Origin of the sequence: Streptomyces sp. NPDC020597 (assembly GCF_044335095.1) — a bacterium.
Taxonomy (GTDB): domain Bacteria; phylum Actinomycetota; class Actinomycetes; order Streptomycetales; family Streptomycetaceae; genus Streptomyces.
In genome coordinates this window covers 451,955-476,119 of record NZ_JBIRUL010000004.1, presented here as the reverse complement: position 1 = coordinate 476,119, position 24,165 = coordinate 451,955, and the positions used below count along the sequence as shown (strand labels likewise).

Sequence of the window (24,165 nt, the reverse complement as noted above, 5' to 3'; positions counted from 1 at the left end):
GCACCCCGGTGTCTGCGACGTGAATGCGCCCCCGGTACGCTCCCCCAGAACGCCCTGCGCGCCCTCGATTTCCGTGGTGAGAGGCATTGCCCCGCACGGAACACGGGGTCGATTTTCGGCCAAATCCGGCGGGTGCGCCCGGCGTTGAAGCCGTTCGGCGCAGGCTCCCGCAACGCTCTGTGCACGCGCGTGCCCTTGCAAACCCGCGCCGGCCCGGGAGACGGAAGACGCCTCCCGGACCGCTCCGCCGCCCGCGGGGATGAAGGCGGCGGTGTCCCCCAGCCCACTGGATCCAGTACAGCGGGCCGACCCACGCACGACCCATGGAACCGCTCCCCCGATGGCCGGAGAAGAGCGCACGGCCGGGCGCACGGCCACACGGGCGGGAGCACGCCGCGACGGTCCGTACCTGCCCCCGCACTTCCGTACGGACCACAATCCCGCCAACCGGAAGAATGCCCCTTAACGCTTGGGATGCGGCGAACTACGCTGGGTTTACGAATGCCGCATGGTTATGCCAGCGCGGCAGCCGTCTGTGTCGAGGGGTGGCGCAATGTCCAGGGAGCAACGCGGGCCGAACGAAAAACTCGGCGCCGTTCTCGCCCTCGCGGGAATCAGCAACGCAGGACTCGCACGGCGCGTCAACGACCTTGGCGCCCAACGCGGGTTGACTCTTCGCTACGACAAGACGTCCGTGGCGCGCTGGGTGTCGAAGGGCATGGTGCCGCAGGGCGCCGCACCGCACCTCATCGCGGCCGCCATCGGGCAGAAGCTCGGCCGTCCGGTGCCGCTCCACGAGATCGGCCTGGCGGACGCGGATCCCGCTCCCGAGGTGGGCCTCGCCTTTCCCAGGGACGTCGGCCAGGCCGTGCGCTCGGCGACCGACCTCTACCGCCTGGATCTCGCGGGGCGCCGGGCCGGCTCGGGAGGCATCTGGCAGTCGCTGGCCGGATCGTTCGCAGTAAGCGCGTACGCAACGCCCGCCTCACGATGGCTGATAACCCCGGCCGACAGTTCGGTCGCCCGCGACGTCCACCTGCTGGAAGGTTCCGGCGCACCGCTCAAAGTCGGCCACAGCGACGTGCAGAAGCTGCGGGAGGCCGCCGAGGACGCCAGACGCTGGGACTCCAAGTACGGCGGCGGCGACTGGCGTTCGTCGATGGTCCCGGAGTGCCTGCGGGTGGAGGCGGCGCCGCTGCTGCTCGGCTCGTACTCCGACGAGGTCGGCAGGGCGCTCTTCGGCGCGAGCGCCGAACTGACCCGGCTGGCGGGCTGGATGGCCTTCGACACCGGTCAGCAGGAGGCCGCGCAGCGGTACTACATCCAGGCGCTGCGGCTGGCCCGCGCGGCGGCCGACGTGCCCCTCGGGGGTTACGTCCTGGCGTCCATGTCCCTCCAGGCGACCTACCGCGGTTTCGGCGACGAGGGCGTCGACCTCGCGCAGGCGGCCCTGGAGCGCAACCGGGGGCTGGCCACGGCCCGCACCATGAGCTTCTTCCGGCTCGTGGAGGCACGCGCGCACGCTCGCGCGGGGGACGCGCATGCCGCCGGCGCGGCGCTGAAGGCGTCCGAGGGCTGGCTGGAGCGGTCCCGCGACGGCGACCACGATCCGTCCTGGCTCGGTTTCTACTCCTACGACCGGTTCGCCGCCGACGCCGCCGAGTGCTACCGCGACCTGAAGGCCCCGCGCCAGGTGCGCCGGTTCACCGAGCAGGCGCTGTCGCAGCCGACGGAGGAGTTCGTGCGCTCGCACGGACTGCGGCTCGTCGTCTCGGCGGTCGCCGAACTGGAGTCGGGCAACCTCGACGCGGCCTGCGAGCAGGGCGTGCGGGCGGTGGAGGTGGCCGGCCGCATCTCGTCCGCCCGCACCACGGAGTACGTCAAGGACCTGCTGCACCGGCTCGAGCCTTACGGCGACGAGCCTCGGGTGGTGGAGCTGCGGGAGAGGGCGCGGCCGTTACTCATGACCCCCGCGTGAGCGCTCCGCGCCGAGTGGGGGACCGTGGCCGGCGGGGCATGACCGGTGGGCTTGACCGGCGGGGCATGACCGGCGGGGCACGACCGGTGGGCTTGATCGGTGGGGCACGACCGGCGGGGCATGGCCGGTGGGCTTGATCGGTGGGACTTGGTCGGTGGAGGCCTGGTCGGCGAGGCCCGGTCGGCGAGGCTTGGCCGCCATTCCAATTCCGCATACCCTTTCCATCGTTTTCTGCGATTTTGCGAAGACGGGGCGCGTCGGAGCCGGCCGCGCGGTTCGCGCTCTGCCGAGGAGTGCCGTGCCGCGTCGGGTTTGAAGAGATTGTCAGTGGCGCAGTGCACTATCGAAGCCGGGAGGTGGTGCACGTGCCGAAGATCGCTTACGACTGTGACGTGCTCGTGGTGGGCGGCGGCATCGTGGGTCTGGCCACGGCGTATGCGATCACGCGGGCCGCGCCGGGCACGCGGGTCACGGTGCTGGAGAAGGAGCCGGGGGTGGCCCGCCACCAGACCGGCCGCAACAGCGGGGTCATCCACAGCGGGATCTACTACCGGCCGGGCACCCTGAAGGCGCGGTACGCGGTGCGCGGCGCCGCGGAGATGACGAAGTTCTGCGCGGAGTACGGAATCGCGCACGCCGTCACCGGCAAGCTGATCGTCGCCACGGAGCGGTCCGAGCTGCCCCGGCTGCACGGTCTCGTCCAGCGCGGCCGGGAGAACGGCATCACGGTGCGGGAGCTGGGCGCCGCCCAGATCGCGGAGTACGAGCCCGAGGTGCAGGGGCTCGCCGCCATACACGTGCGGACGACCGGCGTCTGCGACTACACCGCCGTCGCCCAGCGGCTGGGCGAGGCGTCCGGGGCGGAGATCCGGTACGGCGCGCGCGTGGTGCGGATCGACCGGCGGCCGGAGCGCGGTGTGGCCGTGCTCACCGCCCGGGGTGACGTCGTACGGGCGCGGGTGCTGGTGAACTGCGCCGGGCTGTACTGCGACGAGATCGCACGGCTGACCGGCGACGAGCCGGAGGTGCGGATCGTCCCGTTCCGCGGCGAGTACTACGAGCTGGCGCGGCCGGAGCTGGTGCGCGGGCTGGTCTACCCCGTGCCCGATCCCGCCTTCCCGTTCCTCGGCGTCCATCTGACCCGGGGCATCGACGGAGGGGTGCACGTCGGTCCCAACGCCGTGCCGGCGCTGGCGCGGGAGGGCTATGGCTGGGGCGTCGTGAATCCCCGGGAGGCGGCGGCGACGGCGGCGTGGCCCGGCGTGTGGCGGATGGGCCGCCGGCACTGGCGGTACGGCCTCGGCGAACTGCGGCGGTCGGTCTCGAAGGGCGCCTTCGTGGACGCCGTGCGCAGAATGCTCCCGGCGGTGGAGGAGAGCGACCTGGTGCCGACGGCGGCCGGCGTCCGCGCGCAGGCGGTCCTGCGGGACGGCGGCCTGGTGGACGACTTCCTGATCCGGGAGGGCCCCCGTACGGTCCACGTCCTGAACGCGCCCTCACCGGCGGCGACGGCCTCCCTGCCGATCGGCCGCGAGGTGGCCCGCAGAGCCTTGGGCGCACTGGCCGACGCGTGAGGGGAGCCGCACGACGTGCGGAACGCGGCCGGAGCGCCCCACCGGCCGTCGGGCCACCGCCGTCCTGGGCGCCCGACCGGCCGGGCGTGTCCGGTCGGGAACCGGCGCGGACGTGCGTGGGGAGCGGGGTGGGTCACACGGGCCCCGTGCGCCCGCGCGGGCCCCGTAAAATCGACCCCACTGTGTCTGATTCCGTGAGTGTTCCCGATGTCCCCCCGTCCTCCCCGCGTGGTGAGCACCACCCGGGGGAGCCCGTTCGGCATACCCGGGCCAAGGGGGAGCCGCGGTTCCCCGACGGGCCGCGGGCCGATCCCGCCGGTTCGCACTTCGAGCGGCGGATCCGCAGCTTCCAGCCCCGCCGCAGCAGGGTCACGGCCGGGCAGGCGGACGCGCTGCAGCGGCTGTGGGCCAAGTGGGGGCTGGACATCGACGGGCGTCCGGTGGACCTCGCCGAGCTGTTCGGCGCAGCAGACCGGCCCGTCGTGCTGGAGATCGGTTTCGGCATGGGCGAGGCGACCGCGCAGATGGCCGCCGCGGACCCCGGCACCGGCATCCTCGCGGTGGACGTGCACACGCCGGGCCAGGGCAACCTGCTCGGCCTCGCCGACCGCAACGCGCTGACCAACGTCCGGGTCGCCAACGGCGACGCGATCATCCTGTTGCGCGAGATGCTGCCGGCGGACTCACTCGCCGGGCTGCGCGTCTACTTCCCCGACCCCTGGCCCAAGAAGCGCCACCACAAGCGGCGGCTGATCCAGCCGGAGTTCCTCGACCTGGCCGCGACACGGCTGAAGCCGGGCGCGCTCGTGCACTGCGCGACCGACTGGGAGCCGTACGCGGAGCAGATGCTCGAGGTGCTGACCGCGCACCCCGACTTCGAGAACACCCGGGCCGACGGCGGGTACGCCCCCCGCCCCGACTTCCGGCCGCTGACCCGTTTCGAGGGCCAGGGGCTGGACAAGAGTCACGTGGTGAACGATCTGCTCTTCCGGCGCGTACAGCATCGCGTCCAGCCCGGGGATCACTGACCGAACCATTCCGTCCACCACAGTCCCCTCCCTCGTTAGGGTCGATGCCGTGGCCATCAGTTCCCCGTTTCCGCCCGTTCCGCCGCAACCGCCGCACCCCGGCGGCGGGCCCGAGGGCGGTGTGCTCCGGCACGCTCACTGGTGGCAGCACAGGTGGGTCCGGTACGGGGCGCTGGTCACCCTGCTCGCCCTGTCCGGGCTGGTCATCCTCGCCCTGGTCCGCGAACAGACCGGCACCGAGGGCCTCCTCGTGGGGCTCGGGCTCGCCGTGCTGCCCGTGCCGCTGCTCGTCGCCGCCTTCCGGTGGCTCGACCGGGTAGAGCCCGGCCCGTGGCGGAACCTGATCTTCGCCTTCGCCTGGGGGGCGTGCGCGGCGGCGCTGATCGCCATCATCGCCAACAGTTTCGCGACCAGATGGATAGCCACCGCGACCGCAGACCCGTCCGGCGCGGACACCCTGGGCGCGACCGTCATAGCGCCGGTCGTCGAGGAGTCCGCCAAGGCCGCGGCCGTCCTGCTCGTCTTCCTCTTCCGCCGGCGGGACTTCACCGGGATCGTCGACGGCGTGGTGATAGCCGGGATCACCGCCACCGGCTTCGCCTTCACCGAGAACATCCTCTACCTCGGCACCGCCTTCGGCACCGACCAGCTCACCGGCGACAGCGGCATCGCCTCCGTCACCGCCGCGACCTTCTTCGTGCGCGTCGTCATGTCCCCGTTCGCGCACCCTCTGTTCACCGTCCTGACCGGCATAGGCTTCGGCGTCGCCGCGCTCTCCGGGGAGCGTCAGCACACGCGGCGCGTGCTGCTGCCGCTGTCCGGGCTGCTCCTCGCGATGGGCATGCACGCCCTGTGGAACGGCTCCTCGTCGTTCGGCGAGCTCGGATTCTTCGCGGTGTACGCGGCGATCATGGTGCCCGCGTTCGGGCTGCTGACCTGGCTGGTGGTGTGGACGCGCCAGCGCGAGCTGCGCACGGTGCGCGAGGAGCTGCCCGCCTACGCGGCCGCCGGCTGGATCGCCCCGGCCGAACCGTTCGCGCTCGGCTCGATGCGGGCCCGGCGGCTGGCCCGGGTGTACGCGGGGCGTCACCTCGGCAGGCCGGCGGCCCGTGCGGTGGCCCAGTACGAGGCGTACGCGACGTCCCTCGCGTTCCTGCGCCACCGCGGCCGGCAGGGACGGGCCGGCGCCGATTTCCTGGTCCGCGAACGGGAGTTGCTGAACGAGCTGTGGCGACGCAAGGACGTCGCCCGTCCCGCGATGGATTACGCGGCCCGCATGACGGCCCCTCCGGTACGGATGCCCCCGCCGCCCTGGCCGGCGTACGGGGCGCCCGGGGTGTACGGGGCGTACGGGTACGGCCAGGGCCCGGCGTACGGCCCCCCGGGTCAGGCGTACGGCCCGGTGCAGGGATACGGCCAGGGCCCGGCATACGCGCACGGGCCGGCGTACGGCCAGAGCCCGGCGTACGGCGGCCGGCCGCACTCCTCCGGAACCGACCACAGGAACGGCCACACACCCTCATACGGGTACGGGTACGGGTACGGGACCGGGACCGGGACCGGACAAGAGCAAGGGCACGGATACGGGTATCCTCCGGGCCCGGGCCCCCGCCCCGCGGCAGACCCCCACCCGTAGAGTCGTCCCCCACCCGTAGGGCCGTCCCCCACCCGTAGGGCCGTGGAGCCGCGCGTCGATCAGGTCACGCCGACGCCTGCGTCAGGCGGGCGACCTCCGCTTCCGTGAGCTCCAGGTCCGCCACCCCGAGCAGCGCCGGGAGCTGCTCGACCGTGCGGGCCGAGGCGATGGGCGCGGCCACCGTCGGCTGCGCGGCGAGCCAGGCCAGGGCGACGGTGGCGACCTGGGTGTCGTGGGCGCGGGCGATCTGGTCCAGCGCGGTGAGGACGCTGCGGCCCCGCGTCGTGTCGAGGTGCTTGGCGGCGCCGCCGGCGCGGGCGCTCTCGACGGTCGTGCCGGGCCGGTACTTGCCGGTGAGGAAACCAGCGGCCAGCGCGAAGTACGGGACGGCGGCGAGGCCGAAACGGGCGGCGAGATCCTGGAGTTGCCCCTCGTAGGTGTCGCGGGAGACCAGGTTGTAGTGCGGCTGCAGTGCGACGTACCGGGCGAGGCCCTCGCGGTCGGAGAACTCCAGGGACTCCTGGAGGCGTTCGGGCGAGATGTTGGAGGCGGCGATGTGCCGCACCTTGCCCGCCTTCACCAGCTCGTCGAGGGCGCCGACGATCTCCTCCACGGGCACTTCGGGCTTGTCGAAGTGCGTGTAGTAGAGGTCGATGTGATCGGTGTCCAGGCGGCGGAGCGAGGCGTCGGCGGCGGCCTTGATGTTGTCGGCGGACAGACCGGGGAAGTCGGGGTGCTGGCTGACCTTGGTGGCGATCACGACGTCGTCCCGGTTGCCCCGGGCCTTCAGCCACCTGCCGACGATGGTCTCGGACTCACCGCCGCTGTTGCCGTCGACCCACGCCGAGTAGGAGTCGGCGGTGTCGACGAAGTTGCCGCCCGCGGCCGAGTAGGCGTCGAGGACGGCGAAGGAGGCCGCCTCGTCCGCGGTCCAGCCGAAGACGTTGCCGCCGAGGGCGAGCGGGAAGACCTCGAGGTCGGAGGAGCCGATGGTGCGCAGAGAAGTCATGCTTCGTCTCAACGGACGCGGCGGGCACGCCATTCCGCGCGGGGCACGAAGAACATGTGAACAAGCGGCAGCCCTGACGTCGGGGGTGGCCGTCAGGGCTGCCGTTGCTCGATGGTCCTGAAAGCTCCTCGAGAGACGACTCAGGCGTCCTCGAGGGAGGGCTCAGGGGTTGAGGCCCTTGCTGCGCAGCCAGGCCGCCGGGTCGATGCCGTCGGCGTTGCCGTTCGGGTGGACCTCGAGGTGCAGGTGCGCCCCGGTGACGTTCCCGGTGGCGCCCACGCGGCCGATCACGTCACCGGTGGCGACCTTCTGGCCGACGCTGACGTTGATCGACGACTGGTGGCAGAACCAGATCTCGGTGCCGTCGTCCAGGGTGAGGATGGTGCGGTAGCCGTAAGCGCCGGCCCATCCGGCCTCGGTGACGGTGCCGGAGTGGACGGCCTTGATGAGCGTGCCGGTGGGCGCGGCGAAGTCGAGTCCGGTGTGGTACCCGGAGGACCACAGGGAGCCGGCCTGACCGAACGTCGAGGTGATGGTGTACGAGGAGGTGGGCAGCGTGTACTGCTTGGCCAGCTCGGCCAGGCGCGCGGCCTCGACCTTGGCGGCGGCCTCCTCGGCGGCCTTCTTCTTCGCGGCGGCGGCCTTGGCCTCCGCCTCCTTCTCGGCCTTGACGACGGCGTCGGCCTTCGCCTTGGCGGCCGCGGCGGCTGCCTTGACCTCGACCTGGGTCTTCTGCGACTCGGCCTGGGCCATGATCCGGCTGCGCAGGGCCTCGCCGGCGTCGGCGACGCTCTGGGCGGTGCCGGCGTCAGCGTCGGTGTCGTTGTCGACGGCGGCCTCGGAGCCGAAGCTCGCCAGGGCGGACGCGGTTTCCGGGGCGGGCTCGTCCTCGGAGATCAGCGAGCCCACGCCGGGCAGGTCCGGCATGGAGATGGAGACCGGGGCCTTGCCGGTGTTGGCGCTGGCCATCCCGCCGGCGCTGACGGCGGCTATGACGCCGACGCCGAGGACGGTGGAGCTGCGGGCGAATCCGCCGCCGCGCTGCTTGGCGACGCGGTGCTTGCCGCGTACCGGGCGAATGGACTCCGCGGTGGGGTTCCACTCCTCCCAGGGGCCCTCGTCGGTGCGGTGGCCGCCGTAGCCGAAGGTCTCGGTGGAGGGTCGGGCCGGCGCGTACGGGGCCTCGGGGGCAGGCGGGTTGGACGCCACGCGGGCGCACTCCTTTCCTTCCGTCGCCTACCGGGTTAGCTGACGGGTTCGGAGTCGGAAGGTCTCCTACGCGCGTATACCGGCCGTGGACTCTGCGAGTTCACGGAGGCTTCCGCGTGATTCACCCCAAGGTGGTGGTTCCCCGGTTCCCTTACGGGATTCGGCGCGTGCGCGCGCGGAGCCGGCTCTGGTGCCGGCTGGGACGGCCGCGCTGCGTTATCGAACGTTAATAGACCCGGGGGTGCGTTTCCAAGCTCTTCTGCTTGATCAATAACATTTCTGGCCTGGACTTTCGGGCCAGCAGCGGTGAAAAACGGGCGAGTTGCCCCTCGTCCGCCGCGCATCACCCGTCACACGCGTAGCGACGGCGCCCCGGCCCCGGCGCACAGGGCGGCCGGGCGGTCACGAAGGGTCACGATGCGCCCCCGGAGTGGCGCTGGGTGGCACTGGGCGGCGCGGAGTGGTCCGGGGCAAAAGCACCGAGGGCCGGAACCCTTTCAGATTCCGGCCCTCGGCCTTCAGTAGCGGGGACAGGATTTGAACCTGCGACCTCTGGGTTATGAGCCCAGCGAGCTACCGAGCTGCTCCACCCCGCGTCGTTGTGTCTCAAGTGTACGTCATCCGGCGGACGCCGAGCACCAGGGTTTGTCGCGGCCCGGCCCCGGCCTCACAGCAGGTGCCGGTTCGGGGCCTTCGCCCGCTCCTCGTGCTCCGGCAGCACGAGGACGTCGACGCCCGCGGCCGCCAGCAGGCCGGTCCCGTCCGCCGCCGCCACGAAGGTGTCCGGCTCGCGCCACGCCGTGACGACCCGGCGCACACCGGCGTCCAGGATGAGGCGGGCGCACGGGGCGGGACGGGAGGAGCGGCGGGCGCACGGCTCCAGGCTCGTGTAGACGGTGGCGGCGGCCAGCCCGGGGTCGGCCGGGTCGAGTTTGGCGAGCGCCGCCTCCTCGGCGTGCACGACCGGGTCGCCGGCCTCGCGGGAGTGCCCGCGGGCGAGCTCCGTGCCGTCCGCGGCGACGATCACCGCCCCGACGCTGAACGCGGTGTCCGAGGGCGGGCACTGGGCGGCCAGCTCGCAGGCGAGGGCCAGCCAGTGGCGGTCGGCCGCGGCGGCGAGCGGTCCGGCGCCGGGGGCGGTGGGCTCGTAGCGGTGCAGGACGACGTCCTCGATGCGCCGCGTCTCCACCAGCCGCAGCCGTCCGCCCTGGTAGCCGCCCGGCCCGAAGAGGCGGGGCGCGTCCGGGTCGCCCACGAACAGCGGGGCGAGGACGAGCTGGAGTTCGTCGGCGAGCCCCTGCTGGAGCAGCTGGGTGTGGACGGTTCCGCCGCCCTCGACCATGAGGCGCCGGACGCCGAGCTCGTCGTGGAGGTGCGTGAGGAGGCGGCGCCAGTCCAGCTCGGGGCCGAGCGGGACGACGTGTGCGGCGATGCCGAGCGCGCGGGCCCGTTCGGCGCCCTTCTCGGTCGTGTACACGGCCTTCTCGCCGCCCGTGTGCCAGAAGTTCGCCGCCGGGTCGAGGTCGCCGGAGCCGCTGACGGTGACCTTGAGCGGATAGGCGGGCCGGCCGGCGGCGACCCGGACGGCGCGCCGCTCGGGGGAGTTCACCAGGAGCCGGGGGTTGTCGGCGCGGATGGTGCCGGCGCCGATGAGGATGGCGTCCACGGAGGCCCGTACCGCGTCGACGCGGTCGAAGTCGGCGGGGCTGGAGAGCAGCAGGCGTTCGGGCGTGGTGTCGTCCAGGTAGCCGTCGAGGGAGACGGCGGCGGACAGCAGGACGTACGGGTACGGCATCGGCGTGCTCCCGGGCTCGGTCCGACGGCGGTCTTGCGTGGACGTCTTGGTTCAAGTTTGAAACAACCTACACTGGGTGCATGACGACTCGCTGGCTCACCCCCGAGGAGCAGCGCGCCTGGCGCGCCTACGTTGCCGGCTACCTCCTGCTGGAGGACGCGATCGACCGGCAGCTCCAGCAGGAGGCCGGCATGCCCCACCTGTACTACTCCATCCTCGCCAACCTCTCGGAGATCCCGGAGCGCCGACTGCGGATGACCGAGCTCGCGGAGCAGCTGAAGATCACCCGTAGCAGGCTGACCTATGCGGTGTCCCGGCTGGAGAAGGACGGGCTGGTGCGGCGCGAGGAGTGCCGCTGGGACAAGCGCGGCACCGTCGCGGTCCTGACGGACGAGGGCATGGCGATCCTGCAGAACCTCGCACCCGGCCATGTCGAGACGGTCCGCGCCGGCCTGTTCGACCGGCTCACCCCCGAGCAGGTGGGACAGCTCGAGGGGATCTTCACGCAGGTCGTCCGGGGTTTCCAGGAGGACGCGGGCGGCGAGGCCGGACCCGAGGAGCTCCCGTGGCGGCGGCGTTCGTCGCCCTGCTCCGGAACGCCGGGGACCCCGGGGGCCTCCGGGGTCTCGTGAGCCACACCACAAACCCGTTGCTTCAAATTTAAAGCATGGGGTAGGGTCTCGTTTCGTCGGTGTTGCTTCAAATCTGAAGCAACACCCGGCCCAGTGTCACCCTGTCAACGCCCTCCGGACCCGGGAGCCCCTCATGCCCGACACCCCCGCCGCCACCCAGCGCGCCCGCGTCCGGGTTCCGCTCCGCTTCCACGACGGCTACTCCGTGGACGCCGAACTGGTCACCTTCCACGGCCTCGTCGACGGCCAGGAGCACGTCGCCATCGTCCTCGGCGAGCCGGCCGCGGGCTCGGTCCCGCTGGTCCGGCTGCACTCCGAGTGCCTGACCGGCGACGCGTTCGGCTCCGCCCGCTGCGACTGCGGCCCCCAGCTGCGCGAGGCGGTCGAGCGGATAGCGGCGACGGGCGGTGTCCTGCTCTACCTCCGCCAGGAGGGCCGCGGCATCGGCCTCTACAACAAGCTCGACGCGTACGCCCTCCAGGACCAGGGCCTCGACACCTACGAGGCGAACGCCGCGCTCGGCCTGCCCGAGGACGACCGGGACTACACGGCGGCCGCCCAGATGCTGCGCGCCCTCGGCATCACGTCCCTGGATCTGCTGTCCAACAACCCCGACAAGGCAGAGCAGTTGCGGGGTCTGGGCATCGACGTCCAGGACCGTGTGCCGACCGGCGTCTTCACCACCCCGCACAACGTCCGCTACCTGCGAGCGAAGGTCCTGCAGACCCAGCACACGCTGCCGCTGGCCTCCCTCACCGGCCTCAGCGCGGTCTGACGCCTCCGGCGTCCGGCGCGGGCAGGCGCATGCCCCGGGACTCGGCGACGCGCAGGGCGTCCCTCAGGCACTCGGCGAGCCGAAGTCCCGCGTAACGCACCTCGGTGTACGGCGACGCGGGATCGTCCAGCAGCGGGCGGGCGAGTCCGAGCACGTCGACGGCCAGGGCGAGCTGCTGGGCCTCCAGCTCGTCGGCGAGACGAGAGAGACGGCTGCCCTGGTCGTCGGTCACCAGGTAGCAGGGTTTCCCTTCGGGGGACGGCCAGGGCAGGAGCCGGGGGGACGAGGAGAAGGCCGGCTTCGTCACGCGGCCACCTCCCGCGCGCCGATGAGGTGCCCGTCCAGGTCGATCCCGAAGTCGGCGGCCAGGACGAGGGCAGGCCGACGACGCTGCCGGAGCGCGGCCTCCCGATCGTGCGCGGCGAGGAAGGGGCGCACGAGAACGGACTCCGCGCCGTCGAGTGAGCCGACGAGCCCGTACGGGGAACGGTGGAGGGGGAGGCGCGGCTCCACGGGTACGGGGTCGTGCCGTACGGCGGTGAAGTGCAGGCAGAGCCGGGGCCGTTGACGGTGGGTGCGACGCCGTTTCCCGGTGCCGGGCGCGAGGAGAAGACGCACCCACTCGAGGGTGCGACGGATAAGGTCGTGCATGTCGACGCTCCTACTTAAGCGTTGGCCACGCCCCGGGAGGTCTGCTCACCTCGCCGGGGTCTTTCCATCCTGGAAGCTACACCGCTCTGCATCCCTCTACATACAAGTACAGAGGGATCCACACGATCGTGCACATCACTGCCGCTCTACGTTGGACAAATGAGCGATACAGAAGAGTCGGACGCCACCCTGGACCCGATGAGCGCGCGGCCTCTCTACGTACAGCTGGCCGACGTCATCGCCAAGAAGATCGCCACCGGCGAGCTGGCTCCGGACAGGCCGATCCCCTCGGAGAACCACCTCGCCGAGGAGTACGGCGTGGCGCGACTCACCGCACGGCGGTCCGCACAGGAACTCCGGGAGCGCGGGCTGATCGTCACCGTGCGCGGCAAGGGGTCCTTCGTCGTCGAGCAGCCGTCCGGCGACGCACCACGGGAGAGCGACCCGGACGCCTGACGACCGAGGCGGCTGCCGGGTCTGGCCGGCACACGCGGTCGGCCGTCACTGAAGTGCGGCCCGGAGAAGACGGGCCGTCCGGTCTGCCTGGTCGGCCGTCACCCACTGCGCCTCGGGCCGCCGGAGCAGCTCGAAGACGCCTGGCCCCCGGTGCTCCGGCCGCAGGTCGGCCATGCGCGGCACGATGTGGAAGTGCACGTGCGCGAAGCCTTCGGCCTCGGCGAACTGGACGACGTAGGTCTTCGCGCAACCCGTCACCTCCCGAAGGGCCCGGGAGAGCTTGACCTGCCACGTCCCCAGGGTGGACGCCTCGGCGTCGGTGAGGTCGTGCACTGCGGCGACGTGGCGTCGGGGAAGCAGCACCAGCCAGCCGGGAACCGCCGTGTTGAAGGAGTGGGCCACCCGCCAGTGCTGGTCGTGCACGACGCACTCGCGTGGCGGAAGGTCGTCGAACTGCTCTTCCTTGCTGCAGGTGAAGCAGTCGGGAGTCGTCATGAACCGAGATCGTAGAACAGCGGCGCCCGGGCCGGCCTAAGCCGATCCGGGCGCCGCTCGGCAGGTCAGAGGGGATTGCCCCCTCCCCCGCACCGGTAGGCCCTGTGGGACTCGAACCCACAACCAATGGATTAAAAGTCCACTGCTCTGCCAATTGAGCTAAGGGCCCCGGTGATGTTGCCTCCCCGAGCATAGCGGGAGGCGGCCGTGTCTCCGATCGGGTATCGGGGACACGGCCGCGTCGCAGGACGGGGAGCGGTAGGGATCCGTCACGGGTTGGGCAGTTTGCCGGGCGTGCCCGCCCGTGCCGCCTCTCTGGCGAGGGTCTTCTCGTGCTCGGGGTTGAGGAACCAGTTGCGCGCCGAGAGCTGCCACCACCCGCCCGCGAAGCCCAGGACGACGAGGACGGCGATCGGGGCGTAGTTGAACGTCTCCCAGGTGACCGGGGAGACCTGGGGCAGCATGAACAGCACGGTGATGACGACCACCCAGGCCACCGACACCACGCCGATCGCCTTCGACCAGCGGCCCAGGTGCCACGGGCCGCGCGCGAAGGCGTCGCCCTTGCGGACGCGCAGCAGCGTCGGGATGACGTACGCGATGTAGAGGCCGATGACGGCGATCGAGGTCACGGCCGCGTACGCGGTCACGTTGATCAGGTAGGGCAGGCCCAGCACGAGCGCGCCGCCCGCCGCCAGCCAGACCGCCGCGACGGGCGTGCGGGTGCGCGGGCTGACCGTGTGCCAGACGTGGGAGAAGGGCAGCGCCCCGTCGCGCGAGAAGGCGTAGATCATGCGGCTGTTGGCGGTCACCGACGCCATCCCGCAGAACAGCTGGGCGCCGATGACGACGAGCAGCAGCAGCTTGCCGGCGGTCGCGCCGAGCGCGTCGAGGAGGATCTGCGCGGGCGGTGCGCCGGTCGGCGAGGCGAGGGCGGCGTCGTAGGACTGGATGGCGTACGTGAAGCCGAGCAGCAGGACGAAGCCGGCGATCCACGAGGTCCAGATGGACTGCACGATGCCCTTGGGTCCGGCCGTCGACGCGTCGTGCGTCTCCTCCGTCATGTGGGCGGAGGCGTCGTAACCGGTGAAGGTGTACTGGGCCATGAGCAGGCCGAGCAGGACGACGTACACGCCGCTGCCCCAGCCCGTGTTGTTGACGAACTCGCCGAACACGAAGGACGTCGACTGGTGCTTGTCGGGGACGAAGGCCAGCGCGCCCACGATGACGCCGACGCCGAGCACGTGCCACCACACGCTCACGCTGTTGAGGATGGCGACGATGCGGACCCCGAAGGTGTTCAGCAGGCCGTGCAGCAACAGGATCGCGGCGAAGAGCAGGACCGTCCGGCCGGGCGTCACCTCGAAGTCGAACTGGAGGTTGAGGTAGGCGCCGAGGAAGGACGCGGCGCCGAAGTCGATGCCGGCGGTCACCGCGACCTGCCCGAGCACGTTGAACCAGCCCGTGAACCAGGCCCAGGCCGCGGCCGAGCGCGGAGGCGCCAGCCGGTGCGCCCAGAAGTAGAGACCGGCCGACGTCGGGTACGCCGAGCAGATCTCGGCCATGGACAGGCCCACGAACAGCGTCATGAGGCCGACGGCCACCCAGCCCCAGGTGATCACCGCCGGGCCGCCGGTGTTCATGCCGAACAGGTACAGCGTCAGGCAGCCCGACAGGACCGAGATGATCGTGAAGGAGACCGCGTAGTTGGAGAACGCCGACATGCGGCGGGCGAGAACCTGGGTGTAGCCGAGCTGGGCCAGCCGCTCTTCGTCCGAGAGGTTCTCGGAGGAGCCGCCGCCCACTGCGCCTTCATCTGTCATGCCCCCAGCAATTCCCACACCGGCGGCGTGACACACGTCACAACTTGGCTAGAAAATGCCCTTGTAGCCCTGCCAGCCGGTGCCGATCTTCACGCGGGTGGTGAAGGAGCCCCTGCCGTCGCCGGGAATCCGGTACAGCCCGCCGGCCGTGTCCCGCGCGACCAGGTCCGCCTTGCCGTCGCCGGTGATGTCGCCGGCGCCGACGAGCGCGTTGTACGCGGAACCCCAGCCCGCGAACACCTTCACCCCCGAGCCGAAGGTCCCCCGGCCGGTCCCGTAGAACCGGTACAGGTTGTTCGCCCTGTCCTGGGTCAGCAGGTCGCCGACGCCGTCCCCGTTCAGGTCACCGGCCGCGACGACCTTCTTGTACGCCTTCCAGTTCGCGTACAGCTTCACGGCGCTCGCGAGCCGCCCCGCGGCGGTTCCCTTGTAGAGGTACACCGCGCCGGTCGTGGCGTTGCGCGCGACCAGGTCGGGAAGGCCGTCCCCGCTCACGTCGCCGGGCGAGGTCAGGACGTCGAACGACTTCCAGCCGGGCCCGAGTCGCGTGTACGAGGTCAACCCCGAGGACGTGAGACCGCAGGGCAGCCTGAACACATACAGGTCCCCGTTGCTCCTCCGCAGCCACATGTCGTTGCAGCGGTCCCCGTTCAGGTCGCCCATGGGAACCGGAGTGACCGTCCCCTCCCAGCCCCAGCCTCCGACTCCTGCGGAGAAGGGGCCGCCGCCCGTGCCCCGATGGAAGTTCAGCCGGCCCTCGGAGTCCACGCTGAGCAGATCGCCGACCCCGTCAGGCGACCGGTTCCGGCTGCCCAGGTAGTCGTGGTGGATCGCGCCGCCGTTCTCCAGCCGGACCGTGTTCTTCACCGTGAGCACAGGTCCGACACCGTCGGCCGGCGTGAACGAGAGCGTCCAGTCGTACAGCCCGTTCGGGGCGTACGTGCCGCCGGTGGTCCCGTCCCACTCCACCCGGGGCAGCGTGCCACGCACCGGCCCTCCGCCGCGACTGACGACGACCTTGCCGCTCGCCTTGCTCCGGACCGTGAACTGCCAGCTCGCCACGGGCTTCGACAGCATGGTTTCGTTCAGCGTGATCAGTGCGCCGTTGCTCGCGTCCGCCGAGATCGCGTCGGCGGTCCGCTGGGTCTCCAGCAACCGCAGCGGCTGCTGTTGCACCCCCGAAGGCACGAGGTGCACCTGCTCCTTGCCGTCCACATAGGCCGCGTTCGCGCCGGACTCGTCGACCGTCCAGCGCACGTTCCGCTGCGAGACGCCCGTGTCGGGCAGGTCGCCGATCACCCGGCTCACGGCCGTGCCGTCGGCGACCACCGTGAGCACCAGCTTCCCGGCCTGCTTGTCGTGCGTGACGACGTACCCGTCACCGAGCGCGGCCTCGTCGGCCGGAACGGCCACCGACTTCTCGGCGGTCCGGTCGTACACCCCGGCCCTGTCACCGCAGTTCCAGTACAACCACCGGCCCAGCGCCTGGATTTCCGCGGGCGCGCAGCCCGCGCCTGTGGTGACCGTCTCGACGGTCTTCCTCGCCGACAGGTCATAGGCGGTGAGCGTGCCGGGGGCGGCGCCGGCCGTCCACAGGATGTCGCCGGAGAGAGCGGCGGGGCCCGGCGCACGGGTGACGACCGGGCTACCGCCTTCAACGCTGTGGACGTACTGCTGTGCGGACGTCGTGTAGAGCACGTAAGCCCCGGAGGCGTCGGTGATCCGCCCGCCGGCGGGAACGGTGATTTCCCGGAAGTCACCCGCCTTCGGCCCGTTGAGCCGGATGCGGTCGTACTGCTCCGCGTACCGGTCCAGCCAGGCGGTCTGCCCGCCGGCCGTGCCGAACAGCCGGGAGCAGCCGACGTCCGTCACCGGGCAGGAGTCCAGCAGCGTGTCCGTGCCGTCGTACGACGAGCGCGTGCCGAACGTCGGCGTCCCGGTCGCGGCGACGGTCCGCCCGTAGGTGTCGCGGACTCCGGCATGGCTGGGGTCGGCGACGACGAGCTCGCCCTGGTCCAAGGAGAGCCCCTGGATCCGGTACGGAGGCTTCGGGAGCGCCTTCACCAGGGTGACGGCCGGGCTGCCGTCGGGGCCTGGCTGGATACGCTGGACACCCCAGTCGTCCTGGGCGGCCGCGGTACGGCCGACGGCGACGACACTGCCGTCGGACACGGCGGAGATGTGGGCGTTCGACGAGGGCAGCAGGGTCTTCGGGGCGCCGCCCGCGATGGGCTGGGCGACCACCGAGGCGCCGGGCCGGGTCACGAGCCAGTCACCGACCACGGCGAGATCCTGCGCCGGATTCCTGGCGGCGCTGTCGAGGGTGACCTCGACGGGGGCCGCGGACAGATCGGAGCGTGAGAACACCTGGACGACGGGGTCACCGAGGTCGAAGAGGACCACATGGCCGGCGGTGACCTGCGCTTGGCCGTAGACCTTGGAGCGCGGCGGGGTCCAGCCCTGGACCCGGCCCGTCCGCCGGTCGACCGCGACCGTCACGTACGGCCCGCCGGCCCTTCCGGCGTGGAAGAACAGCCCGTCCCCGTCCCCGCCCTTGGGCTGTCCGAGGATGTATCCGTCGGGCGCTCCGGTCACCAGCACGTCGCGCGTACCGCCGTCCGGTTCCGGGATCAGCAGGTGCATGTCCCGCTGGACCGTCGTCCCGTTCTCGTCCTTCACCGTCCGGTAGGCGACCGCGAGATCGGCGTAGGCGGTGAGCAGTGTCAGCCCCTCGGGCGTCCGGATCGTGCGGGTGGTGCCGTCGGCCGCGTTCCACAGGTCGACCCGGCCGTCGGCGAAGTGGTAGGCGAGGACGTCTCCGCCCGTGGTGGCGTAGGAGGAGGAGCCCGCTGGAGGGACCACCTTGACGGACGTGCCGTCCGCGTAGCTCGTCCAGACCAGTCCGGAGCCCTCCAGACTGTGGAACACGCCCTTGGCGCCCGCCCCGTCCCGCCCGGAGTAGGACGAACCGCCGTAGACGGCGCCCGAGGTGTACGTGCCGCGCAGCGCCGCCGGCACCACCGTCTCCTGCGGGGTGTCCGCGACCGCCGTCGACGGGAGCAGCGGGGTCAGTCCTGCCGCCAGGACCGCGGAGGCGGCGACGAGACGCAGGCGTACGGAGCCATGACGAAGCAAGAGGGTCCCTCCCCGGGAACGGAGACGGGTGGGACCGGACGCCTTCCGGCGTCCACGGTCCCCGGCCCCCCGGCCTTCACATCCGTCTCACAAGTCGGCTGATCCTATAACCAGTTCACGACGTCGGGTGCGGAGGTTTCCGTCACGCGGACATGCGAAAACGCCGTGGCCCCCACCGGTCGGTCGGTGGGGGCCACGGCGTTCACGCGGGTGGGCCGGCGTCAGCGGGTGCGTCAGCCGTTGCGCTTCCAGCGCGGCTTGTCGTCGCGGCGGCCGGCGCCGGGCGCGGTGCCGCGGTGGTCGTCACGACGGCCGTACGGACGCTCGTGGCCACCGGAGCGGAAGCCCGGGCGGTCGCCCTGGCGGTCGCGGTTGAACGGACGGTCGCTGCCACGGTGCGTGGACGGACGGTCGCCCTGGCGGTCGCGGTTGAAGCCGCCGCCCGAGGGACGGTCGTCGCGACGGAAGCCGCCGGAGGGACGCTCGTCACGACGGTCGCGGTTGAAGCCGCCCGAGGGACGGTCGTCACGGCGGAAGCCGCCGGAGGGACGCTCGTCACGACGGTCGTCGCGACGGAAACCGCCCGAGGGACGGTCGTCACGGCGCTCGAAGGAACGGCCGCCACGGTCGTCACGGTTGAAGCCGCCACGGTCGCCGCGGTCACCGCGGTAGTTGTCACGGTCACGGTCGCGGTTGAAGCCGCCGCGGTCGTCACGGCGCTCGAAGGAACGGCCACCGCGGTCGTCCCGACGGTCGTCACGGCGCTCGAAGGAACGGCCGCCACGGTCGTCGCGGTTGAAGCCACCGCGGTCGCCGCGGTTGAAGCCGCCGCGGTCGTGGTCGCGACGCTCGAAGGAACGGCCGCCACGGTCGTCCCGACGGTCGTCACGGCGCTCGTAGTTGCCGCGCTCGTCACGGCGCTGACGCGGCTGCTCGTACGCGGGACGCTCGGCGGGCTGCTCGGCGACCGCGGCCACCACGGCCTCGGCCGGCGTCTCCACCGCGGCGTCCTGCTCCACGACCGCCTCGGCCGCCGCCACGACGGCCGCCTCCGGGTCCTCGCCACGCTCACGCGCGACACGGGCCACCAGGCGGTCGGCCTCCTCGCGCAGCTCGGTCGCCCGGCGCTGCGCGCGCTCCAGCTCCTTGGTGAGCTCGGAGACCTCGCGCTCGGCCTGCTGCGCCGCGTTGCCCGCGGACTCGGCCTGGACCTCCGTCATCGAGCGGGCGCCGGTGATCTCGGCGACCGCCGGGTCGAAGGCGGCGCCGCCCTGGATGATGTGACGCCCGGCGTCGACGCCCGCGTCCTCCATCAGACGGAAGATCTGACGGCGCTGGTGCGGCAGGGAGAGCGAGACGACCGTGCCGGTGCGGCCGGCGCGCGCCGTGCGGCCCGCGCGGTGCAGGTAGTCCTTGTGGTCGCCGGCCGGGTCCACGTTCAGGACCAGGTCGATGCCGTCGACGTGGATGCCGCGGGCGGCGACGTCGGTCGCGACGAGCGCGTTGACGTAACCGTCCTTGAAGTCGGCCAGCGTGCGGGTGCGCGCGCCCTGGGTCATGCCGCCGTGCAGCGCGTCCGCCTTCACACCGGCGTCGCGCAGCTGCTCGGCGATACGGTCGGCGCCGAGCTGGGTGCGGACGAAGATGATCGTGCGGCCCTTGCGGGAGGCGATCGCGGAGGTGACCGGCGCCTTGTCCTTGGGCTTCACGATCAGGATGTGGTGCGACATGGTCGTGACGTTGCCCTGGGCGCTGTCGACCTCGTGCGTGACCGGGTTGCTCAGGTAGCGCTTGACCAGCGTGGAGATCTCGTTCTCCATCGTGGCCGAGAACAGCATGCGCTGGCCGCCGCCGGGGATCTGGTCGAGCAGCTCGGTGACCTCGGGCAGGAAGCCCAGGTCGGACATCTGGTCGGCCTCGTCGAGGACGGCGACCTGGACGTTCTCGAGCGAGCAGGCACCGCGGTTGATGAGGTCACGCAGACGGCCCGGGGTGGCGACGAGGACGTCGACACCGCGCTCCAGGGCGTACATCTGGTTGCTCATCGACGTACCGCCGCAGACGACCTTCATCTTCAGGCCGAGCACGTCGCCGTACGGCTGAAGCGCGTCCGCGACCTGCATCGCGAGCTCACGCGTCGGCGTGAGGATGATGCCGCGGGGCTTCTTCTTGTCGGTGTGGCCGCCGGACAGCGACGCCAGCAGCGGCAGACCGAAGGAGAGGGTCTTGCCGGAGCCGGTGCGGCCACGGCCGAGGATGTCCTTGCCGGCCAGGGCGTCCGGGATGGTCGCGGCCTGGATCGGGAAGGGGGTGGTCACGCCGTTCTGCGCGAGCTTGCGCACGACGCCCTCGGGGAGACCGAGGTCGGCGAAGGTGATCTCGGGGGTCTCGACGGAGGCCTCGGCGGCCTCGGTGACCTCGATCGCCGCTTCGTCGATCGTCGCGCCGTCGTTCTCGGGCATGACGGCGTGATCAGTACTGGAAATGGACATGCGAATGCGAAACCTTCCGGAGTCTCTTCGGCACGCGCCCGTCAACTCCGTGTTCGCATTGCAAGGACCGCCTCTATGCGGTCAGCCACGGCAAGGGAGAGTACGCGCCACACGGCGCGCTCTGCAGTGGCGCCGGGCAAATGGGATCAAACGATCTACTACCATACGCACCCCGGCTGCGGAAGGCAAACCGAGGTCATCGTCGCAGCTCAGACGCCCGGCCGAGCCGGACCGACATCAGCGGGGCCGCACCCGGACCGAGACCGGGAGCCCCGCGAAGCACACGGAGCACGCGAGCGGATGAGCCCGTGCCGGTCGCCGCGTCAGACCGGCGCACCGGCCTCCGGCGCCGGCTCCCGGTCCAGCAGCTGGGGCGCCGTCCCGCCGCCGTCCTCGTGCGCCGACGCCGAAGGCTCGGCGACCGTCGGCTCCGGCGTGGGGGACGGCGGCTCCGGCGTCGGCACGGGCGGCACCGGGTCCGGCGACCGGGTGGGCGCGGGCGGCTGCACGCCGCTCGGCGTCGCCGCCCCCGGCCCCGCGGTGCCTCCGGGCCGGACCGCCCCGGGCGGGGCCGCGGCGCTCCCGCCCGCCGACGGCGAGGCTCCCGCGGACGCCGGAGCGGTCGCCCGCCCCCCGGCGCCCTTCCCGTGCCCGTGCCTGCCGTCGCCGCCCGCCGCGCCCACGCCGAACCCGCCGCCCGCGCCCCGCGAGTCGCCGCCGCCCGCCTCACCGCCCCGCGGGCCGGCCGAGTGCGAGGGCTTCGCCCGGCCGCCGTCGTCTTCCCCCACGCTCATACAGCCGGCGGCCGCGGCGACGGCCATGACCGTCACAGCCAGACGGACGGGAAGGTACAAGGGGCGCACGGGGCCACCTCCGGGGCAGGCGTAAGAAGTCACGGTGTCCAACTCCCGCCGCCCGCAAGAGGACACGCCCGGGCCGCGCGCCCCTGCGCCGGACGGCTCAGCCGTACCCGAGGGCGTGCAGCCGGGCGTCGTCGATGCCGAAGTGGTGGGCGATCTCGTGCACCACCGTCACCTCGGTCTCCGCGACCACGTCCGCCCGGGACTCGCACATCCGCAGCGTCGGACCCCGGTAGATCGTGATCCGGTCCGGCAGGACCCCGGCGTACCACTCGCCGCGATCGGTCAGCGGCGTCCCCTCGTACAGCCCGAGGAGCTCGGGATCGTCCGCCGGCGGCTCGTCCTCGACGAACACCGCGACGTTGTCCATCAGCCGCGTCAGTTCCGGCGGAATCCGGTCCAGCGCCTCGGCCACCAGTTCCTCGAACTCCTCGCGCGTCATCTCCAGCACAGGCCCATTGTCGGGCACACCGTCTCCGGGGGAGCGTGCGAACGGCCCGCATATCCGCGCCCGGACCGGGGCATACGCCACCAATGGTCCGCGTCCGCCTCCCCGCCGCAGCCCTGCGGCGCCTCAAGCCCGCCCGGCGCAGGGACACCGTCCCCGAACTCGCCGCCGCCCCACGGCCCTGGCTGCGCGCCTTCGGCCTGACCGCCGTCGTCCTCGTCGGCGCCTGGCTCGGGCTGCTGGTCGTCGGGAACGTCCGCGTCCCCGTCGGCCCCATGGACACCACGATGACCCTGCGCCCCTCCTTCACCGGCGGGACGAAGATCAACGTCTCGCCCCTGGGCGCGCTCAGCCTGGACAGCCACCTCGCGCCGGTGCGCCTCGACGTGAACGTCGACCAGCTCGACCCCGTCCGCTCCCAGGCCCTGGTCGACCACCCCGAACGCCTCTCCGGCCTCCAGGACGAGGTCGCCCGGGACGTCCAGCACGGCACCATGGACCTGGCGCTGCGCTCCTGCGTCGCCGTCGTCTCCGGCGCCGCCGCGCTCGGCCTCGCGGTCTACCGCCGGCCGCGTCGCGCCCTCGCCGCCGGCGGCCTGGCCCTCGCCCTGCTGGCCGCCTCGGGCGCCACCGCCTACGCCACCTGGAACCCCAAGTCGGTGCTGGAGCCCCGCTTCTCGGGTCTGCTCTCCTCCGCGCCGTCGCTCGTCGGCAACGCGCGCAGCATCGTCACCGAGTTCGACGTCTACCAGCAGGAACTCGCCCGCCTGGTCACCAACGTCACCAAGCTCTACGACGTGACCTCGACGCTGCCCGCCTACTCGCCGGACCCGACCACCGTGCGTGTGCTGCACGTCTCCGACATCCATCTCAACCCCGCGAGCTGGAAGATCATCTCGTCGCTGGTGGAGCAGTACAAGGTCGACGTCATCGTCGACTCCGGCGACACCATGGACCACGGCAGCGCGGCCGAGAACGGTTTCCTGGACCCCATCGCCACCCTCGGCGCGCCGTACGTGTGGGTCAGGGGCAACCACGACTCCCTCGTCACCCAGCGCTATCTGCAGCGCATGAAGAACGTGCACGTCCTCGACGGCGGCCGCGCGGTCAGCGTCGCCGGCCTGCGTTTCGCCGGCATCGGGGACCCGCAGTTCACCCCCGACCGCTCCGCCGCGCCGGGCGCCGCCCAGTCGGAGGAGGCGGCGGGCGCGCGGCTGGCCGGGGCCCTGCGCACGCAGCGGGCGGCCGGCGCCCCCGTCGACGTGGCCGTCGTCCACGAGCCCTCCGCCGCCCGTGGCACCGACGGCGAGGTGCCCCTCGTCCTGTCCGGTCACCTCCACCACGAGGGGATGGAGGTCATGAAGAAAGGCACCCGGCTGCGCGTCGAGGGGTCGACCGGCGGCAGCGGCCTGCGCGCCGTGGAGGGCAAGTACCCCGACCCCATCGAGGCGTCGATCCTCTACTTCGACCGCGGCACCCGCCGCCTCCAGGCCTGGGACGAGATCAAGCTCGGCGGTCTGGGCCTGACGACGGCCGAGGTCAGCCGCCACCTCCCGAAGGAGAACCAGCCGGGCTCCGCCCCGTCCCCCACCTCTCCCTCCGCCCCCTCCCCCACCCCGTCCCCGAGCCCCTCCGCCCCTTCTCCGAACCCGTCCGCCGCCCCCTCCGCGACCGCCTCGCGAAAGACCCCGTAAACCGTTTTGGCGATACCCCCCGGCATCCCATATGCTCATGACGTCCCCGACGCGCTGAGAAGCGCCCAGGCGGGCCGATAGCCCTCATCGTCTAGCGGCCTAGGACGCCGCCCTTTCAAGGCGGTAGCACGGGTTCGAATCCCGTTGGGGGCACGCAACACCGTGTGCGACACTGTCGTACACAACAGCTTGGTCCTGTGGAGCAGTTTGGAGTGCTCGCCACCCTGTCAAGGTGGAGGCCGCGGGTTCAAATCCCGTCAGGACCGCTGAGGTTTCCCTGAAACCTCGTGGCTGGGTAGCTCAGTTGGTACGAGCGATCGCCTGAAAAGCGATAGGTCGCCGGTTCGACCCCGGCCCCAGCCACCAGAACGAAACCCTCTCCGGGCCCCGGAGGGGGTTTCGTCGTGCTGCGCCGGGCGGGCGCGCCCAAAAGCGCTCGCCCCTTCTTCGGCCGGGATGAGATCCTGGACCGCGT

At 72.0% G+C, this 24,165-nt stretch carries 19 protein-coding genes, 5 tRNA genes and 1 riboswitch; of the genes, 11 read left to right on the top strand and 13 right to left on the bottom strand.

Translation table 11 applies throughout. The features are described from left to right. Positions 1 to 553: 553 nt before the first annotated feature. The 4 genes from ACH4ZA_RS10810 to ACH4ZA_RS10795 all read left to right on the top strand — a co-directional run bounded on the left by ACH4ZA_RS10810 (position 554) and on the right by ACH4ZA_RS10795 (position 6,216). Positions 554 to 1,978, top strand: a complete 1,425-nt coding sequence (locus ACH4ZA_RS10810) for an MFS transporter (RefSeq protein WP_107443239.1) — start codon at positions 554 to 556, stop codon at positions 1,976 to 1,978. A gap of 356 nt (positions 1,979 to 2,334) precedes the next feature. Continuing rightward, complete coding sequence (lhgO, locus tag ACH4ZA_RS10805) at positions 2,335 to 3,552, top strand: L-2-hydroxyglutarate oxidase (RefSeq protein WP_398428896.1); 1,218 nt, start codon at positions 2,335 to 2,337, stop codon at positions 3,550 to 3,552. Between the two features lie 182 nt (positions 3,553 to 3,734). After that, positions 3,735 to 4,580, top strand: coding sequence for a tRNA (guanosine(46)-N7)-methyltransferase TrmB (trmB, locus tag ACH4ZA_RS10800; RefSeq protein WP_398428873.1), 846 nt, complete (start codon positions 3,735 to 3,737; stop codon positions 4,578 to 4,580). Between the two features lie 55 nt (positions 4,581 to 4,635). Then, positions 4,636 to 6,216 (top strand): PrsW family intramembrane metalloprotease, encoded by a 1,581-nt coding sequence (locus ACH4ZA_RS10795; RefSeq protein ID WP_398428895.1) that lies wholly within the window; start codon positions 4,636 to 4,638, stop codon positions 6,214 to 6,216. Between the two features lie 64 nt (positions 6,217 to 6,280). On the opposite strand, the gene ACH4ZA_RS10790 is transcribed toward ACH4ZA_RS10795, so the two are convergent. The 4 genes from ACH4ZA_RS10790 to ACH4ZA_RS10775 all read right to left on the bottom strand — a co-directional run bounded on the left by ACH4ZA_RS10790 (position 6,281) and on the right by ACH4ZA_RS10775 (position 10,229). Beyond that, positions 6,281 to 7,225: an aldo/keto reductase gene (locus ACH4ZA_RS10790; RefSeq protein WP_398428872.1), complete on the bottom strand. Its 945-nt coding sequence runs from the start codon at positions 7,223 to 7,225 to the stop codon at positions 6,281 to 6,283. Positions 7,226 to 7,387: 162 nt separating this feature from the next. Continuing rightward, positions 7,388 to 8,434, bottom strand: a complete 1,047-nt coding sequence (locus tag ACH4ZA_RS10785) for a M23 family metallopeptidase (RefSeq protein WP_319280912.1) — start codon at positions 8,432 to 8,434, stop codon at positions 7,388 to 7,390. A gap of 7 nt (positions 8,435 to 8,441) precedes the next feature. Then, positions 8,442 to 8,610: riboswitch (cyclic di-AMP (ydaO/yuaA leader) on the bottom strand. 346 nt (positions 8,611 to 8,956) lie between these two features. After that, positions 8,957 to 9,030, bottom strand: a tRNA-Met gene (locus ACH4ZA_RS10780). A 71-nt stretch (positions 9,031 to 9,101) separates the two neighbouring features. Continuing rightward, positions 9,102 to 10,229, bottom strand: coding sequence for a dihydrofolate reductase family protein (locus tag ACH4ZA_RS10775; protein ID WP_398428871.1), 1,128 nt, complete (start codon positions 10,227 to 10,229; stop codon positions 9,102 to 9,104). An 80-nt stretch (positions 10,230 to 10,309) separates the two neighbouring features. Here ACH4ZA_RS10775 and ACH4ZA_RS10770 point away from each other — a divergent pair, with 80 nt between their 5' ends. Both ACH4ZA_RS10770 and ribA read left to right on the top strand, forming a co-directional pair. Next, on the top strand, positions 10,310 to 10,861 hold the full coding sequence (locus ACH4ZA_RS10770) for a MarR family winged helix-turn-helix transcriptional regulator (RefSeq protein WP_398428870.1): 552 nt from the start codon (positions 10,310 to 10,312) through the stop codon (positions 10,859 to 10,861). A 133-nt stretch (positions 10,862 to 10,994) separates the two neighbouring features. Beyond that, on the top strand, positions 10,995 to 11,636 hold the full coding sequence (gene ribA, locus ACH4ZA_RS10765; protein WP_398428869.1) for a GTP cyclohydrolase II: 642 nt from the start codon (positions 10,995 to 10,997) through the stop codon (positions 11,634 to 11,636). Here the strand turns inward: ribA and ACH4ZA_RS10760 are convergent. Together ACH4ZA_RS10760 and ACH4ZA_RS10755 are read right to left on the bottom strand one after the other, a co-directional pair. Beyond that, positions 11,623 to 11,943 (bottom strand): hypothetical protein, encoded by a 321-nt coding sequence (locus tag ACH4ZA_RS10760; protein ID WP_398428868.1) that lies wholly within the window; start codon positions 11,941 to 11,943, stop codon positions 11,623 to 11,625. The two genes, ribA and ACH4ZA_RS10760, sit on opposite strands and share 14 nt — an antisense overlap. After that, a complete protein-coding gene (locus ACH4ZA_RS10755; RefSeq protein ID WP_398428867.1) occupies positions 11,940 to 12,287 on the bottom strand; it encodes a hypothetical protein in 348 nt (115 codons plus the stop codon). The genes ACH4ZA_RS10760 and ACH4ZA_RS10755 overlap by 4 nt, the downstream gene beginning before the upstream one ends. 159 nt (positions 12,288 to 12,446) lie before the next feature. Here ACH4ZA_RS10755 and ACH4ZA_RS10750 point away from each other — a divergent pair, with 159 nt between their 5' ends. Beyond that, positions 12,447 to 12,743, top strand: a complete 297-nt coding sequence (locus tag ACH4ZA_RS10750) for a GntR family transcriptional regulator (protein WP_398428866.1) — start codon at positions 12,447 to 12,449, stop codon at positions 12,741 to 12,743. Positions 12,744 to 12,788: 45 nt separating this feature from the next. Here ACH4ZA_RS10750 and ACH4ZA_RS10745 read toward each other — a convergent pair whose 3' ends face one another. The 7 genes from ACH4ZA_RS10745 to ACH4ZA_RS10715 form a co-directional block, all read right to left on the bottom strand. Next, the gene (locus tag ACH4ZA_RS10745) at positions 12,789 to 13,238 is read right to left on the bottom strand and encodes an HIT family protein (RefSeq protein WP_398428865.1); all 450 of its coding nucleotides are present in this window, start codon (positions 13,236 to 13,238) and stop codon (positions 12,789 to 12,791) included. 96 nt (positions 13,239 to 13,334) lie between these two features. Then, a tRNA-Lys gene (locus tag ACH4ZA_RS10740) sits at positions 13,335 to 13,407 on the bottom strand. Positions 13,408 to 13,507: 100 nt separating this feature from the next. Next, complete coding sequence (locus tag ACH4ZA_RS10735) at positions 13,508 to 15,061, bottom strand: amino acid permease (protein WP_319281748.1); 1,554 nt, start codon at positions 15,059 to 15,061, stop codon at positions 13,508 to 13,510. Between the two features lie 48 nt (positions 15,062 to 15,109). After that, complete coding sequence (locus tag ACH4ZA_RS10730) at positions 15,110 to 18,196, bottom strand: FG-GAP repeat domain-containing protein (protein WP_398428862.1); 3,087 nt, start codon at positions 18,194 to 18,196, stop codon at positions 15,110 to 15,112. 233 nt (positions 18,197 to 18,429) lie between these two features. After that, the gene (locus tag ACH4ZA_RS10725; RefSeq protein ID WP_398428861.1) at positions 18,430 to 20,688 is read right to left on the bottom strand and encodes a DEAD/DEAH box helicase; all 2,259 of its coding nucleotides are present in this window, start codon (positions 20,686 to 20,688) and stop codon (positions 18,430 to 18,432) included. Positions 20,689 to 21,011: 323 nt separating this feature from the next. Then, positions 21,012 to 21,551, bottom strand: a complete 540-nt coding sequence (locus tag ACH4ZA_RS10720; protein WP_398428860.1) for a hypothetical protein — start codon at positions 21,549 to 21,551, stop codon at positions 21,012 to 21,014. 97 nt (positions 21,552 to 21,648) lie between these two features. Further along, positions 21,649 to 21,999: a metallopeptidase family protein gene (locus ACH4ZA_RS10715; RefSeq protein ID WP_180292518.1), complete on the bottom strand. Its 351-nt coding sequence runs from the start codon at positions 21,997 to 21,999 to the stop codon at positions 21,649 to 21,651. 83 nt (positions 22,000 to 22,082) lie between these two features. On the opposite strand from ACH4ZA_RS10715, the gene ACH4ZA_RS10710 reads away from it, so the two are divergent. The 4 genes from ACH4ZA_RS10710 (at position 22,083) to ACH4ZA_RS10695 (ending at position 24,056) form a co-directional block, all read left to right on the top strand. Next, positions 22,083 to 23,690, top strand: a complete 1,608-nt coding sequence (locus tag ACH4ZA_RS10710) for a metallophosphoesterase (RefSeq protein WP_398428859.1) — start codon at positions 22,083 to 22,085, stop codon at positions 23,688 to 23,690. A gap of 80 nt (positions 23,691 to 23,770) precedes the next feature. After that, a tRNA-Glu gene (locus ACH4ZA_RS10705) sits at positions 23,771 to 23,843 on the top strand. A 38-nt stretch (positions 23,844 to 23,881) separates the two neighbouring features. After that, positions 23,882 to 23,956, top strand: a tRNA-Asp gene (locus ACH4ZA_RS10700). A 23-nt stretch (positions 23,957 to 23,979) separates the two neighbouring features. Next, a tRNA-Phe gene (locus ACH4ZA_RS10695) sits at positions 23,980 to 24,056 on the top strand. The last annotated feature ends 109 nt before the right edge of the window (positions 24,057 to 24,165 follow it).